General features: G+C 70.3%; 16 protein-coding genes. 7 read left to right on the forward strand and 9 right to left on the reverse strand.

Annotated elements, in window-relative coordinates:
- Positions 1-25: 25 nt before the first annotated feature.
- Together ectB and ectA are read right to left on the reverse strand one after the other, a co-directional pair.
- Positions 26-1306: a diaminobutyrate--2-oxoglutarate transaminase gene (gene ectB, locus B8W67_RS04890; RefSeq protein WP_085302521.1), complete on the reverse strand. Its 1281-nt coding sequence runs from the start codon at positions 1304-1306 to the stop codon at positions 26-28.
- 74 nt (positions 1307-1380) lie between these two features.
- Positions 1381-1950, reverse strand: a complete 570-nt coding sequence (gene ectA, locus B8W67_RS04895) for a diaminobutyrate acetyltransferase (RefSeq protein ID WP_069393337.1) — start codon at positions 1948-1950, stop codon at positions 1381-1383.
- Between the two features lie 321 nt (positions 1951-2271).
- On the opposite strand from ectA, the gene B8W67_RS04900 reads away from it, so the two are divergent.
- Positions 2272-3243: a diacylglycerol/lipid kinase family protein gene (locus B8W67_RS04900; RefSeq protein WP_085302523.1), complete on the forward strand. Its 972-nt coding sequence runs from the start codon at positions 2272-2274 to the stop codon at positions 3241-3243.
- A gap of 270 nt (positions 3244-3513) precedes the next feature.
- Positions 3514-3768: a WhiB family transcriptional regulator gene (locus B8W67_RS04905; RefSeq protein WP_069393335.1), complete on the forward strand. Its 255-nt coding sequence runs from the start codon at positions 3514-3516 to the stop codon at positions 3766-3768.
- A 61-nt stretch (positions 3769-3829) separates the two neighbouring features.
- On the opposite strand, the gene B8W67_RS04910 is transcribed toward B8W67_RS04905, so the two are convergent.
- Together B8W67_RS04910 and B8W67_RS04915 are read right to left on the reverse strand one after the other, a co-directional pair.
- Entirely contained in the window at positions 3830-5347 is a 1518-nt protein-coding gene (locus tag B8W67_RS04910) for a two-component system sensor histidine kinase PdtaS (protein WP_069393334.1), read from the reverse strand.
- Between the two features lie 15 nt (positions 5348-5362).
- Entirely contained in the window at positions 5363-5578 is a 216-nt protein-coding gene (locus tag B8W67_RS04915) for a biotin/lipoyl-binding carrier protein (RefSeq protein ID WP_069393333.1), read from the reverse strand.
- A gap of 166 nt (positions 5579-5744) precedes the next feature.
- Here B8W67_RS04915 and B8W67_RS21655 point away from each other — a divergent pair, with 166 nt between their 5' ends.
- Positions 5745-5819 carry a 50S ribosomal protein bL37 gene (locus B8W67_RS21655; RefSeq protein ID WP_109470188.1) on the forward strand — a complete coding sequence of 25 codons (75 nt, stop codon included), beginning with the start codon at positions 5745-5747 and terminating at the stop codon, positions 5817-5819.
- Between the two features lie 23 nt (positions 5820-5842).
- Here the strand turns inward: B8W67_RS21655 and rsrA are convergent, their stop codons facing one another.
- Positions 5843-6139, reverse strand: coding sequence for a mycothiol system anti-sigma-R factor (gene rsrA, locus B8W67_RS04920; RefSeq protein WP_069393332.1), 297 nt, complete (start codon positions 6137-6139; stop codon positions 5843-5845).
- A complete protein-coding gene (locus B8W67_RS04925; RefSeq protein ID WP_085302597.1) occupies positions 6136-6831 on the reverse strand; it encodes a sigma-70 family RNA polymerase sigma factor in 696 nt (231 codons plus the stop codon). The genes rsrA and B8W67_RS04925 overlap by 4 nt, the downstream gene beginning before the upstream one ends.
- A 230-nt stretch (positions 6832-7061) precedes the next feature.
- Between B8W67_RS04925 and B8W67_RS04930 the strand changes: the two genes are divergently transcribed.
- Positions 7062-7562: a YbaK/EbsC family protein gene (locus tag B8W67_RS04930; RefSeq protein ID WP_085302525.1), complete on the forward strand. Its 501-nt coding sequence runs from the start codon at positions 7062-7064 to the stop codon at positions 7560-7562.
- Positions 7563-7597: 35 nt separating this feature from the next.
- Positions 7598-8446, forward strand: coding sequence for an SDR family oxidoreductase (locus B8W67_RS04935; protein WP_069393330.1), 849 nt, complete (start codon positions 7598-7600; stop codon positions 8444-8446).
- Between the two features lie 21 nt (positions 8447-8467).
- On the opposite strand, the gene B8W67_RS04940 is transcribed toward B8W67_RS04935, so the two are convergent.
- The gene (locus tag B8W67_RS04940; RefSeq protein ID WP_085302598.1) at positions 8468-9322 is read right to left on the reverse strand and encodes an SOS response-associated peptidase; all 855 of its coding nucleotides are present in this window, start codon (positions 9320-9322) and stop codon (positions 8468-8470) included.
- Positions 9323-9390: 68 nt separating this feature from the next.
- Here B8W67_RS04940 and aroA point away from each other — a divergent pair, with 68 nt between their 5' ends.
- Both aroA and rsgA read left to right on the forward strand, forming a co-directional pair.
- Positions 9391-10677 (forward strand): 3-phosphoshikimate 1-carboxyvinyltransferase, encoded by a 1287-nt coding sequence (gene aroA, locus B8W67_RS04945; protein ID WP_085302527.1) that lies wholly within the window; start codon positions 9391-9393, stop codon positions 10675-10677.
- On the forward strand, positions 10674-11660 hold the full coding sequence (gene rsgA, locus B8W67_RS04950) for a ribosome small subunit-dependent GTPase A (RefSeq protein ID WP_069393328.1): 987 nt from the start codon (positions 10674-10676) through the stop codon (positions 11658-11660). Before aroA ends, rsgA begins: the two co-directional genes overlap by 4 nt.
- A 29-nt stretch (positions 11661-11689) precedes the next feature.
- Here the strand turns inward: rsgA and B8W67_RS04955 are convergent, their stop codons facing one another.
- Both B8W67_RS04955 and B8W67_RS04960 read right to left on the reverse strand, forming a co-directional pair.
- The gene (locus tag B8W67_RS04955; RefSeq protein WP_069393327.1) at positions 11690-12952 is read right to left on the reverse strand and encodes a fatty acid desaturase family protein; all 1263 of its coding nucleotides are present in this window, start codon (positions 12950-12952) and stop codon (positions 11690-11692) included.
- An 85-nt stretch (positions 12953-13037) separates the two neighbouring features.
- Complete coding sequence (locus tag B8W67_RS04960) at positions 13038-14225, reverse strand: ferredoxin reductase (RefSeq protein WP_085302529.1); 1188 nt, start codon at positions 14223-14225, stop codon at positions 13038-13040.
- Positions 14226-14234: the final 9 nt, after the last annotated feature.

Below are 14234 nucleotides of genomic sequence, written 5' to 3' on the forward strand. Positions count from 1 at the left end.
AACTCCTCTCGTCAGGCAGGTCTCGTCAAACCAGGGTCGCCGTGACGGCCTCGGCGATGACATCCATGCCGTGCGCCAGGTCGTCGCGCGAGGTGGTCAGCGGGGGCAGCAGTTTGACGACCTCGTCGGAGGGTCCGCTGGTCTCCATCAGCACGCCGCGATCGAAGGCCGCCCCGCACACCGCGCTGGCCGCGTCCTCCTGCTCGAAGCGCAGCCCCTGGGCCATCCCGCGGCCCCGGGCGCGCACCCCGTCGTGCTTCTTGGCGATCCCCTCGAGGCGCTCGCGCATGAAGTCGCCCTTGACGGCGGTCTCGGTGGCGAACGTCGGGTCCGACCAGTACGTCTCGATCGCCTTGGTGGCGGTGATGAACGACGGGTTCTGGCCGCGGAAGGTGCCGTTGTGCTCCCCCGGGGTCCACACGTCGAGGTCCCGACGGAACAGGGTCAGCGCCATCGGCAGTCCGTAGCCCGAGATCGACTTCGACAACGTGACGATGTCGGGGACGATGCCGGCCTCCTCGAAGCTGAAGAACGGTCCGGTGCGCCCACACCCCATCTGCACGTCATCGACGATGAGCAGAATGTCGCGCTTGTGGCACAGTTCGGCCAGCGCCTGCAGCCACTCCACCCGCGCCACGTTGAGACCGCCCTCGCCCTGCACGGTCTCCACGATCACCGCGGCCGGGCGGTTGAGGCCACTGCCGGAGTCGTCGAGCACCCGCTCGAACCACTGGAAGTCCTCGGTGACCCCACCGAAGTAGTTGTCGTAGGGCATCGGGGTGGCGTGCACCAGCGGGATGCCCGCGCCGGCGCGTTTCATGGAGTTCCCGGTGACCGACAGCGAACCCAGCGTCATGCCGTGGAAGGCGTTGGTGAAGCTGATGATCGACTCGCGGTTGGTGACCTTGCGGGCCAGCTTCAACGCCGCCTCCACCGCATTGGTGCCGGTGGGGCCGGGGAACTGCACCTTGAAGTCGAGGTTGCGCGGCTGCAGGATCCGGTCGTTGAACGTCTCCAGGAAGTGCTGTTTGGCGACGGTGGCCATGTCCAGCGAGTGCACGATCCCGTCGGAGGCCAGGTACTCCAGCAGCGGCTCCTTGAGGACGGGGTTGTTGTGCCCATAGTTGAGCGCCCCCGCCCCGCCGAACAGGTCCAGGTACCGGCGCCCGTCGGCATCGGTGATCCAGGATCCGCTGGCGGTGGCCATCGTCGTGGGCCATCCCCGGCAGTAGCTGCGCACCTCGGATTCGACGTTGGTGAAAACGTCGGGAAGGTTGCTTTCGGTCATGCTGGTCAAGGTGGTCATGGGGATCCTCCATTCGGTTACCCAGCAGGCGTTCTGCAAAGATTTCCGGGCCGCCGCGGCCCGCGGTCCGGGTCCTAGGAGCCCGGGCCGTTCGGTAGGGGTTCGGTGATCGGCCCGATCCGCAGCATCGGTTCGGGCTCGTGGGCGTCCTCGCCGCCGGCTCCGTCGTCGAGCAGTTCGGCGCCGAAGCCCTCGTGTTCGGTGAGGGTGACTCCGTGGCGGCGGGCGAACGCCGCGAAGAAGGCCCGCGAGGCCTCGTTGCTGGGGGTCACCGTGGTCTCCACCGTCAGCGGATGCCCGTGCCGGTCGGCACGCACCCGGTGGGTCAGTGCGTCGATCATCGCGCTGGCCAGCCCGGTGCCCTGGGCGGATTCGGCAACCGCCACCTGCCAGACGAACAGCACCTCGGGACGGTCCGGCGGGTGGTAGCCGGTGATGAAGCCGCAGAGCGCACCGTCGCGCTCGGCGACGATCGAGGTGGCGGCAAAGTCGACCGCCATCAGCAGGTAGGAGTAGGTGGAGTTGACGTCGAGCACCTCCGTCGCCGCGGCGAGATCCCGCATGGCGATGGCGTCGGTGCCGGTCGGGGGGCGCAGCGACTCCGCTCGCGCCCGCTGGCTTACGTGTTCCTCAGCGCGGTTCATAACGAGTCAGCAGTCACCACAATCCGAATCAGTCGTCAATCGTCAAATCAAAACTCAGTGCATCGGTACAACGACCGTATGCGCTCCGAAGTGCCCGATCAAACCGCAGTCACACGGCGCGTCGACTGGATACCCACAAATACACCCGATCAACCAGCGGATATGCGACACACCACGAGTTAATAAGCTGATCTATCAATGTTATCGAATCGTGACCTACCGCTCGGGGTGCTCGCGCCGCGCCCCTGCCGGCACCGCGGCGCCGGTCAGCCCGCTCGCCCACGGCGCGCCCCGGCGGGCCCACGCCCCTAGACTCCTCTCGTGCGCGCCGTACTGATCGTCAACCCCAACGCCACCTCCACCACGCCCGCCGGGCGTGACCTGCTGGTGCATGCGTTGAAGAGTCGTTTGGCGCTGACCGTGGCGCACACCGATCACCGCGGCCACGAGGCCGAGCTCGCCCGTGCGGCCGTGCACGAGGGGGCGGACCTGGTCATCGTCCACGGCGGCGACGGCACCGTGCACGGCGTGGTCAACGGCCTGCTGGGTCGGCCCGGGCCGTTGCCGCAGACGCCGGTGCCGGCGGTGGCGGTGGTGCCCGGCGGTTCGGCCAACGTGTTCGCCCGGTCTCTCGGGCTGGCCGCCGACCCGGTGGTGGCCACCAACCAGCTCATCGATCTGTTGGGCCAGCGCGACCCGCGGCGCTGGCGTCGCGTCGGACTCATCGACTGCGGCGAGCGGTGGGCGGTGTTCGGCGCCGGAATGGGCGTCGACGGCGAGGTGGTGGCCGCGGTGGAGGCGCGCCGCCGCAAAGGCCGCGGGGTGACGATGTCGCGCTACGTGCGCGCCGCGGTCCCGGCGGTGCTGGCCAGCAGCCGGCGCTCCCCCACGCTGACGCTGCACCTGCCCGACCACGAGCCGGTCACCGGGGTGCACTTCGTGTTCGTCTCCAACACCAGCCCGTGGACCTACGCCAACAACCGCCCGGTGTGGACCAACCCGGCGACCACGTTCGAGACCGGGCTGGGGGTGTTCGCCACCACCAGCATGAAGGTGCTGCCCAGCCTGCGGCTGGTCCGCCAGATGCTCGCCAAGAAACCGAAGCTGGAGTTCGACCACCTCATCCGCGACGACGACGTCGCCGGGCTGCGGGTCATCAGCCACGACACCCCGATCGCCAGCCAGATCGACGGGGACTACATCGGCAACCGCGGCGACATGACGTTCCGCGCCGTTCCGGATGCTTTGAGCGTGGTGGCACCGCCCGCAAAAACCCCTATTGACCTGCAATAAGACAGTCGATTTCGGTGCGGACGCCCATAGTGTAGTACGGCCGAATCGGGCTCCGGAAATCGGGGCATCACATCCCGGGGGCGGCGTCAACGCCGTGACGGGAACGTGATATAGCCCACGGACATATGTGTTTCTATTGACATCTGTCCAGCGTGTGCAAGTATCGGACGGTCGGATGCAACAGTTCAGCGACTTTTTTGCGCCCGGAATAACAGCCGAAGATAAATGCCCGTGCGCTGCGCTGCGCACTCAGTGAGGAGTAACGAGATTATGGATTGGCGCCACAAAGCGGTCTGTCGCGACGAGGACCCGGAACTGTTCTTCCCGGTGGGGAACAGCGGTCCGGCGTTGGCGCAGATCGCGGAAGCCAAGCTGGTGTGTGCGCGCTGCCCGGTGGTCACCGAGTGCCTGGGTTGGGCGCTGGAGACCGGCCAGGATGCCGGTGTCTGGGGTGGCATGAGCGAGGACGAGCGCCGCGCGCTCAAACGGCGCAACGCCCGGACCAAGGCCCGCAGCAGCGTCTGATAGCAGATAACTCAACGACGGTGGCCCCGAGACTCGTCTCGGGGCCACCGTCGTCTCCGGGTCAGCTCGGCACCCGCGGCAGGCGCCCGCGACGCCCGATCGGGATGCGCAGCACGGCATCGGTGCCGCCCGAGTCGGCGTCGGCCGCGTCGGACATGCCCAGGGTGCCGTCGAGTTCGGCCGAGACCAGGGTCTGCACGATCTGCAGCCCGAGCCGGTCACTTTTCTCCAGGCTGAAGTCGGCGGGCAGCCCCCGCCCGTCGTCGTGGACCACCACCTGCAGCCAGCGCGCCGACCGGTCGGCGCGGATCGTCACCGCCCGTTCGGTCGCGGTGGCGTCGAAGGCGTGCTCGATGGCGTTTTGCACCAGTTCGGTGATGACGATGACCAGCGCCATCGCCCGGTCGGCGTCGAGCACCCCCAACGCCCCCACCCGGTTGATCCGGATCGGCGAGTCCACGGTGGCGACATCGTTCATGCTGGGCAGGATCCGGTCGATCACCTCGTCGAGATTGACCTCCTCGTCCACCGACATCGACAGCGCGTCGTGCACCTGGGCGATCGAGGCGACCCGGCGCACCGATTCGGCCAGCGCGGCCCGCCCCTCCGGGTTGGTGGTGCGGCGCGCCTGCAGACGCAGCAGCGCCGCCACCGTCTGCAGGTTGTTCTTCACCCGATGGTGGATCTCGCGGATGGTGGCGTCCTTGGACAGCAGCGCACGATCCCGGCGCTTCACCTCGGTGACGTCGCGGATGAGCACCGCCGCGCCGCTGGGCTCGGCACCGCTCATCAACGGCAGGGTGCGCAGCAGCACCGCCGCGCCGCCGGCGTCGACCTCCATGCGCATGCCGGCGCGCCCGGCCAGGCTGGCCCGCACGTGGTCGACGAGTTCGGCGGCCTCGAACGGATCGGAGATCAGCGGACGGGTCAGCTCGATGAGGTCATGGCCCTCCAGTTCGGAGGCCAACCCCATGCGGTGATACGCCGACAGCGCGTTCGGACTCGCGTAGCGCACCGAACCGTCGACGGCGAGGTGGATGAACCCGTCGCCGACCCGCGGGCTCGACCGCGACACCGTGCTGTCGGCCACGTTGGGAAACGTCCCCTCCGCCAGCATCTGCGCCAGGTTCTTCGCGCACCGCAGGTAGGCCGTCTCCAGCGGGCTGGAGCCGCGCTGCTCGGCCACCGCCGCCTGGTGGGTCAGCACCGCCACCACCTGCCCGTCGTGGCGCACCGGGATCGCCTCCACGCTCATCTCGGTCGGCCGCCACGCCGTGCTCGGAACGGCATCGTCGGCATGGCGGATCAGCCCGGTCCGGAAGGCACCGGCGACCAGCGGCACGTCCCCGGCGGTGACGACGATGCCGACCGCGTCGGTCTGCAACACCGTCGGCGCCGTATTGGGGCGGCATTGCGCGACACAGACCAGGGCGCGGTCGTCGCGGCGCACCCACATCAAGTAGTCGGCGAACGACAGGTCGGCCAGCAGCTGCCACTCCCCGACCAGCGCGTGCAGATGGTCGACCGCCTCCCCGGGCAGCACGGTGTGTTCGGCGAGCAGCTCACCGAGGGTCGACATCGCGGGCGTCCGGGGTCAGCTGATGACCGCGATCAGGTCCCCGGCCTGGATCACATCGCCGACCGCCACGCTGACGGTGGTGACGGTTCCGGCGATCTCGGCGAGCACCGGGATCTCCATCTTCATCGACTCCAGCAGTACGACGGTGTCGCCGACCTCGATGCGGTCCCCTTCGCCGACCACGACCTCGAGCACACTGGCCACGATCTCCGCCCGAACGTCCTCGGCCATTCCCACTCCGCTCGTTCTGGTCGTTGCACGGTCATCACGCTGGACTACATCGAACCACAACCGGTCACAGGGAAGCGGACACAGCCCACCCCGACGGCCGTGAGACAATCAAGGCAGCGATCGGTAGACCGATCATCATCCCAACCGCGGAACCGGAGGTATTCCCATGGGCAAGCGTGGCCGCAAAAAGCGCGACCGGAAGCACAGCAAGGCCAACCACGGCAAACGTCCCAACGCCTGAGCTGTCGGCGCCGCCGGCCGGGGTCAGCCGCGGATGATCGTGGTGCGGCTGATCTCGACCCGCAGCCGCTCCCGCAGCCGGGCCGGTGCCTTCTCGCCGCTGCATTTGGTGGCGATGAGCACCTTGATCCGCTCCTCGACGCCGTACTGGCGCAGGCAGCCGGGGCAGTTCTCCAGGTGTTGACGCAGCCGGTCGCGGCTCTCGGCGGTGCACTCACCGTCGAGCAGCGTCCACACCTCGGCGATCACCTCCGCACAGTCGACCTGATTCTCGGTGCCGCCGGTCTCCGGCGACCCGCACCCACATGCGAAGTCGGTCACGACGACACCTCCTCGGCAGCCTGGTCCCCGCGGATGAATCCCCGATCCTTGGCCACGTCGGCGAGCAGGTCGCGCAGCTGTCGGCGCCCCCGGTGCAGCCGCGACATCACCGTGCCGATCGGGGTGCCCATGATCTCGGCGATCTCCTTGTAGGGAAATCCTTCGACGTCGGCGTAGTACACCGCCATCCGGAAGTCCTCGGGCAGCTTCTGCAGCGCCGCCTTGATCTCGGTGTCGGGCAGCGCCTCGAGCGCCTCGATCTCCGCCGAGCGCAGCCCGCGGGAGGAGTGCGCCGCCGCGGACGCGGCCTGCCAGTCGGTGATCTCGTCGGTGGGGTACTCGGCGGGCTGGCGCTGCTTTTTGCGGTAGCTGTTGATGTAGGTGTTGGTCAGGATGCGGTACAGCCACGCCTTGAGGTTGGTGCCCGCCCGGAACGAGCGGAACCCGGCGTAGGCCTTCACCATCGTTTCCTGCAGCAGATCCTCGGCGTCGGCGGGGTTGCGGGTCATGCGCAGAGCACCGCCGTAGAGCTGGTCGAGCAGCGGGATCGCGTCCCGCTCGAACCGGGCAGTCAGCTCGGCGTCGGTTTCATCGGGGGCGCGGTCGGTGACCGCCGCTGCCTGACGGGACGGTTGCGGGGTCTGCGATGGGGTCTGCGGCGGGGTGGCGCCGGCATCGTCGATGTCGGCCATCACCACCCCTTCCGTCGGGCGTTGTAGACACGCCGTGAGCACCGGACCTCTCCTTCGTCTGATCCTACGGGTCGGGTCGCCACGCCCGGCGCCGGCCTCGACCACGGTCTCCGATCACGGTCTCCGGGGGTGACCTCCCCGACATTGACTTCCCCTGACAACAGCGCGTCGCCGTGCGGTGTTCCCGGCCGGCCCGGCAACCCACCGTCCCGCGCGCTTAGGCTGAGCCGATGGCAGGCGGGGCGACGCCGGCGATCACCGCGCTGGTCGCGGCGCAGGTGCCGCACACGGTGCTGCGTTTTCATCACGATCGGCACGTCACCGCGTTCGGCGCCGAGGCGGTCGGTGGGCTCGCCGCCGCCGGGATCGCCGCCGAGCAGGTGTTCAAGACCCTGGTGCTGGCGGTGCCCGGCGCCGGGGCGGCCGGTGTGGCGGTGGCGGTGCTGCCGGTGCCGGCGCGGCTGTCGGTGAAGGCGGCGGCGGCCGCGCTGTCCGCACCCAAGGCGGCGCTGGCCGATCCGGCGGTGGCGCAGCGCGCCACCGGGTATCGGGTGGGCGGGATCTCCCCGTTCGGTCAGCGGCGCGCGCTGCCGACCGTCGTCGACGCCTCGGTGTGGCGCTGGCCGCAGGTGGTGTGCAGCGCCGGCCGACGCGGCTGGGACGTGGCGCTGGCCCCCGCCGACCTGATCGCGCTGACCCAGGCGGTCACCGCCGACCTCGTCGCTGTTTAGGGCCCTGCGCAGCGATCCGGCATTAGGCTGGCGCCATGTCCCTTCACGGCAAGACCATGTTCATCTCCGGGGCGAGTCGCGGCATCGGCCTGGCCATCGCGACCCGGGCGGCCGCCGACGGCGCCAACGTGGCGCTAATCGCCAAGACCGCTGAGCCGCACCCCAAACTGGAGGGCACCGTCTACACCGCGGCCCGCCAGATCGAGGAGGCCGGTGGCCAGGCATTGCCGATCGTCGGCGATATCCGCGACGGGGACTCCGTCGCCGCGGCGGTGGCGTCGACCGTCGACCAGTTCGGCGGTATCGACCTCTGCGTCAACAATGCCTCGGCGATCAACCTCGGCGCGATCACCGAGGTGCCGCTGAAACGGTTCGACCTGATGAACGCCATCCAGGTGCGCGGCACCTACGCGGTCTCCCAAGCCTGCATCCCGCATTTGAAAAACAGTGCCAACCCGCACATCTTGACGCTGTCGCCACCGATCCGGCTGGAGCCGCAGTGGCTCAAACCCACCGCGTACATGATGGCGAAGTTCGGCATGACGCTGTGCGCGTTGGGCATGGCCGAGGAGTTGCGCGCCGACGGGATCGCCTCCAACACGCTGTGGCCGCGCACGATGGTGGCCACCGCCGCGGTGCAGAACCTGCTCGGCGGTGACGAAGCGATGGCGCGGGCCCGTAAACCGGCGGTCTACGCCGACGCCGCCTACGTCGTGTTGACCAAACCGGCCTCGGAGTTCAGCGGGCACTCCCTGCTCTGCGAGGACGTGCTGGTCGACTCCGGGGTGCGTGACCTGTCGGTGTATGACTGCACCCCCGGCGGCGAACTCGGGGTGGATCTGTGGGTCGATTCGGTCAACCCGCCCGGCTACCGCGCACCCTGACCGTCGGTCACCGCGACACGCTCACAGCAACGTCAACTGCCCGGGGGCCGGCCCGGCCGGCGCGATCAACTCGGGGCCATTGTTGGCGACGTTGTTGACCAGGGTCGACACCTCCCGCACCGCGATGTCGTCCACCGCCGGCGCACCGGTGAGCAGGGCGGGATCGGCCGGGCGGTCCGGGTCGAGCCAGCGGTCCCAGTCGGCCGCGGCGATCGGCAGCGGCATCCTGTCGTGCACCTCGGCGGCCGCCCCGACCGCGGCGGTGGTGATCAGGGTGCAGCTCAGCAGCGCGGTGGCGCCCGCGGCGGGTTTCCACACCGTCCACACCCCGGCGATCAGCAGCGGCCGGCCGTCGACACGGTGGAAGTAGAACGGGGTCTTGGCGGCCCGGGTGGCGCGGCCGTGCACCACCGTAGGCGCCTCGGCACGCCACTCGTACCAGCCGTCCATCGGCACCAGGCAGCGCCGCGACGCGGCGCTGGCCCGAAACGCCGGCGAGGTGGTGACGGTCTCGGCGCGGGCGTTGATCAGCAACCGCGTCGACTCCGGTGTGCCGTCGGGGCGGGCCTTGGCCCACGGCGGCACCAGGCCCCACCGCATCCGCCGCAACCGGCGGGTGATGACCCGGTCACCATCGAGGTCGCCATCCAGGTGGCCATCGAGGTCGCCATCGAGGTCGCCATCGCGGTGAGCGGCGGTGAGGGTGGCGATCGCGGTGGTGGGCGCCACGTTGTAGTTGGCGGCAGAGTTGGCGGCGCCACCGTCGGCGGTGGGGTCGTCGGGGCGGCGGGGCGTGTCCGGGTCGATCTCGTTGATCGCCCCGAGCGTTTCGGCCAGCAACGCCGGATCGGTGGTCACCGCGAATCGTCCGCACACACCGTCCATGGTGGCAGAGCCTGCCCGCCCGGTGCCGGCTCAGCGGTGCGGCAGGGCAGGATGGAGCGGTGACCTTCTGGACGGCGCCGACGGCGGCGGGCCCGGTACACGCCACGGTGCGGGTGCCCGGGTCGAAATCGCAGACCAACCGGGCACTGCTGCTGGCGGCGCTCGGTGCGGCCGGCGGTGGCACCGCCACCCTGAGCGGCGCGCTGCGCAGCCGCGACACCGACCTGATGATCGCCGCACTGAGCACCCTGGGGCTGCACGTCGACGGCGTCGACACGCAGCTGCGGGTGCACGGCGCCATCGCGCCCCCGCCGGCCGCGACGATCGACTGCGGGCTGGCCGGAACGGTGCTGCGGTTCGTCCCGCCGCTGGCCGCGCTCGGCGAGGCGGCGGTCACCTTCGACGGCGACGCCGCGGCCCGGGTGCGACCGATCACTCCGCTGCTGGCGGCCCTCGGTGAGCTCGGGGTCACCATCGACGGGGACGCGCTGCCGTTCGTGATCCGCGGCCGCGGCGGGGTCCCCGGCGGCACCGTGCGCATCGACGCCTCGGCGTCCTCCCAGTTCCTCTCCGGGCTGCTGCTGTCGGGCGCGGCGTTCCGCGATGGGCTGACCGTGGTGCACACCGGGGCGAGTGTGCCGTCGGCGCCGCACGTGGCGATGACGGTGAGGATGCTGCGCGCCGCCGGGGTCGACATCGACGACACCCAACCGCACCGGTGGCGGGTGGAGCCGGGCCCGGTCACCGCCTGCGACTGGGTGATCGAACCGGACCTGTCCAACGCGGTGCCGTTCCTGGCGGCCGCGGTGGTCACCGGCGGCACCGTCCGGCTGGCCGGCTGGCCGGCCGACAGCGTGCAGCCCGCCGAACGGATCGTGGAGCTGCTGCGGCTGATCGGCGCGGAGGTGACCGGAAGCGACGAGTATCTGCAGGTGCGCGGCGTCGGCGACTACGACGGGTTCGACGTCGATTTGCACGAGGTCGGTGAGCTCACCCCCGCGGTGGCCGCACTGGCCGCGCTGGCCCGGCCCGGCTCGACATCACGGCTGAGCGGGGTGGCGCATCTGCGCGGTCATGAGACCGACCGGCTGGCCGCCCTGGCCGCGGAGCTGACCCGCCTCGGCGGGCGGTGCCAGGAGACCGACGACGGGCTGGTGATCACCGCGACCGCGTTGCACCCGGGTGTCTGGCGCGCCTACGCCGACCACCGGATGGCCACCGCCGGGGCCATTGTGGGGCTGCGCACCGCCGGGGTCGAGGTCGATGACATCGCCACCACCGCCAAGACGCTGCCCGGCTTCGAGCTGCTCTGGGCACAGATGCTCGCCGGTGGCGAACCCCGGTGAGACCCGGCGACTTCGACGAGTCCGACGTCAAGGTCCGCTCCGGGCGCGGCTCACGCCCGCGCACCAAGATCCGTCCCGACCACTCCGACGCCCGCAGCGCGATGGTGACCGCCGTGGACCGGGGGCGCTGGACGTGCGCGCTCGGCGGGGACCCTGCGCGCACCCTGACCGCGATGCGGGCCCGCGAACTGGGCCGCACCCCGATCGTGGTCGGCGACCTCGTCGACGTCGTCGGTGATCTCTCCGGGCGCCCGGACACCCTGGCGCGCATCGTGCGGCGCGGCCCGCGGCGCACCCTGCTGCGGCGCACCGCCGACGACACCGACCCGACCGAGCGGGTGGTGGTGGCCAACGCCGAGCAGCTGCTGATCGTGGTGGCGGTGGCCGATCCGCCGCCGCGCAGCGGACTGGTCGACCGGGCGTTGATCGCGGCCTACGCCGGCGGGCTGACCCCGATCCTGTGTCTGACCAAAACCGATCTGGCGTCCCCGGCACCGGTGGCGGCCCCGTTCGCCGACCTGCAGTTGCAGATCGTGACCACCGGCCGCGACGACCCGGTCGACGCGGTCGCCGCGCTGCTGGCCGGCACCACCACGGTGCTGCTGGGTCACTCCGGGGTCGGCAAATCCACGCTGGTCAACCGGCTGGTACCGGAGGCCGGCCTGCGCACCGGAGCGGTGTCGGGCATCGGCAAGGGCCGGCACACCTCGACCGCGTCGGTGGCGTTGCCGCTGCGCGACGGCGGCTGGGTGATCGACACCCCCGGGATCCGCTCGTTCGGATTGGCCCACATCGAGCCCGACGATGTGCTGCTGGCGTTCTCCGACCTGGCGGCGACGATCGGGCACTGCCCGCGCGGCTGCGGACACCTCGGCCCGCCGTCGGACCCCGACTGCGCGCTCGATGCGCTCGACGGCCCGGCGACGCGCCGCGTCGAGGCGGCCCGCCGGCTGCTCACCGTGCTCGGTGAGCAGCAACCGTAGCCGGCGCGGACGGACTCTCGCGACGAGGCTCAGGCCACCAGGTCGTCGAACTCGACGCGCACCGCGCGGCGCCGGTCACGCACCGCGGCGATCGCGCTCTTGAGACCGCGACGCCGGCCCGGACCGCGGTAGGCGAAGCCGGGGCCCAGGTCGCTGAACATCTTCTCGCTGCGGGTCTCGGGCGCGTTGTCGACGGTGGCCCGCAGGTAGCGGTTCGGCAGCGACAGTTTCGCGATCGTGCGCCAGGTGCGCGCGTACTGCACCAGGAACGGCCCCGTGGTGTAGGGCAGGTCGTACTTGTCGCACAGGGCGCGCACCCGCACCGAGACCTCGGCGAGCCGGTTGCTCGGCAGATCCGGGTAGAGGTGGTGTTCGATCTGGTGGCAGAGGTTGCCGGAGAAGAACCGCATCGCCGGGCCGGCGTCGATGTTGGCGCTGCCGAGCATCTGACGCAGGTACCACTGCCCCTGGCTCTCGTTGGCCATGTCGTCCTTGGTGAACTTCTCCGCCCCGTCGGGGAAGTGCCCGCAGAAGATGATCGCGTTGGACCACAGGTTGCGGATCACGTTGGCGACCGCGTTGGCGGTGAGCACCGAGCGGAACGTCGCCCCCGGCGACAGCGCGGTCAGCGCCGGGAACGCCAGGTAGTCCTTGAGCACCTGCCGGCCGGCCTTGGCGAGGAATTCGCGCAGCCGCACCCAGGTGGCCCGGCGGTCGTCGCGGCCCTTGAAGATCTTGCCGATCTCCAGGTGCTGCAGGCCCACACCCCACTCGAAGCCGATCGCCAGGATCGTGTTGAACAGCACGTTGAACAGGTTGAACCGCTGCCAGCGCTGGTCGCGGGTGACGCGCAGCATGCCGAAGCCCACGTCGTCGTCCATGCCCATGATGTTGGTGTACTTGTGGTGCTGGAAATTGTGGGTGAACTTCCAGTGCTTGGACGCGCCGGTCATGTCCCACTCCCAGCTCGAGGAGTGGATCTCCGGGTCGTTCATCCAGTCCCACTGGCCGTGCATGACGTTGTGGCCGATCTCCATGTTCTCGATGATCTTGGCCGCCCCCAGCGTGGCGGTGCCGGCCCACCAGGCCGACCGCTTCGCGCTGGCGGCCAGCAGCACCCGGCCGCTGACCTCCAGGATGCGCTGGGCGGCGATGGTGCGCCGGATGTAGCGTGCGTCGCGCTCCCCCAGGGAGTCTTCGACGTCGCGCCGAATCGCGTCGAGTTCGACGCCGAGGTTGTCCACGTCCGCCTCGGTCAGATGCGCGAACGCGGGAATGTCGGTGATCGCCATCGCAAAACCCCTCCTCTCGGATACCTACGGTAGCGTAACCTACGTTGCCGTAGGTTACTAGTGGGTAGCGGTGAAATATCCCGGATCAGACATCCAGGACACAGTCGCCCGAGGCCGCGGAGACGCAGGTCTGGATCCGCGCGCCCGGGTCGTGTTCGACGCCGGTGCGCAGGTCACGGACGTGCCCGTCGAGCAGCCCCACCACGCACGACTGACAGATCCCCATCCGGCAGCCGAACGGCATCTGCACCCCGGCGGCCTCACCGGCGTCCATCAGCGAGGTGGCCGCGTCGACCTCCACGCTTTTGTCACTGCGGGCGAACGTGACGCGCCCGCCCACCCCGGCCGGCGCGGCCCGCGACACCGCGAACCGCTCCAGGTGCAGCGCCTCGGGGATCCCGGCGTCGGCCCAGAGTCGCTCGGCGGCGTCCAGCATCGCCTCCGGGCCGCACGCCCAGGTCTGCCGCGCCCGCCAATCGGGCACCACGGCGTCCAGGACCTCGCGACCCTGGGCAGCGCTCAGGTCCAGCCGGCCGGAGCGCGACGTCTCGCGCACCGTGAGCCGGTACTGCGGGTGGTCCTCGGCCAGGGCGGCCAACTCCGCACCGAACATCATCTCGGCCGCGCTGCGCGCCGAATGCAGGTGCACCACGTCGGTGGTGCGGTGGTCGGCGGTCTCGGCGGCGGTGGCCAGCCGCTCGCGGCGCACCAGGGTGCGCAGCATCGACATCACCGGGGTGATGCCGGATCCGGCGGTGAGGAACAGCAGCGCCGGCGGCGGCGGGTCGGGCAGGATGAAGTTGCCCTGCGGCGCGGCCAACCGCACGATCGTGCCGGGGGTGACCCCGCCGACCAGGTGGCTGGACAAAAAGCCCTCGCGCATGGCCTTGACGCCGATGGTGATGCGGCGCGCCCCGGCCACCGGCGCCGAGGTCAGCGAATAGGACCGCCACCGCCAGCGCCCGTCGATGAGCAACCCGATGCCGATGTACTGGCCGGGCTGGTAGTCGAAACTGAACCCCCACCCGGGTTTGATCACCAGCGTGGCCGAATCCTCGGTCTCCCGGCGTACCTCGAGCACCTTGCCGCGCAATTCGCGCGCCGACCACAGCGGGTTGGCCAACTGCAGGTAGTCGTCCGGCAGCAGCGGCGTGGTGATCCGGGCGGCCAGCGACCGCACCGCATTCCACCCGGGGTGACGCTCGGCGCCGGCCACAGTGGGGCGCACGGTGTCGGCGACCTTGGCATTGACCTTGATGTATTTCTTCGCCATCAAGAACCT

It is taken from the genome of Mycolicibacillus koreensis (assembly GCF_002104795.1).
Taxonomy (GTDB): domain Bacteria; phylum Actinomycetota; class Actinomycetes; order Mycobacteriales; family Mycobacteriaceae; genus Mycobacterium; species Mycobacterium koreense.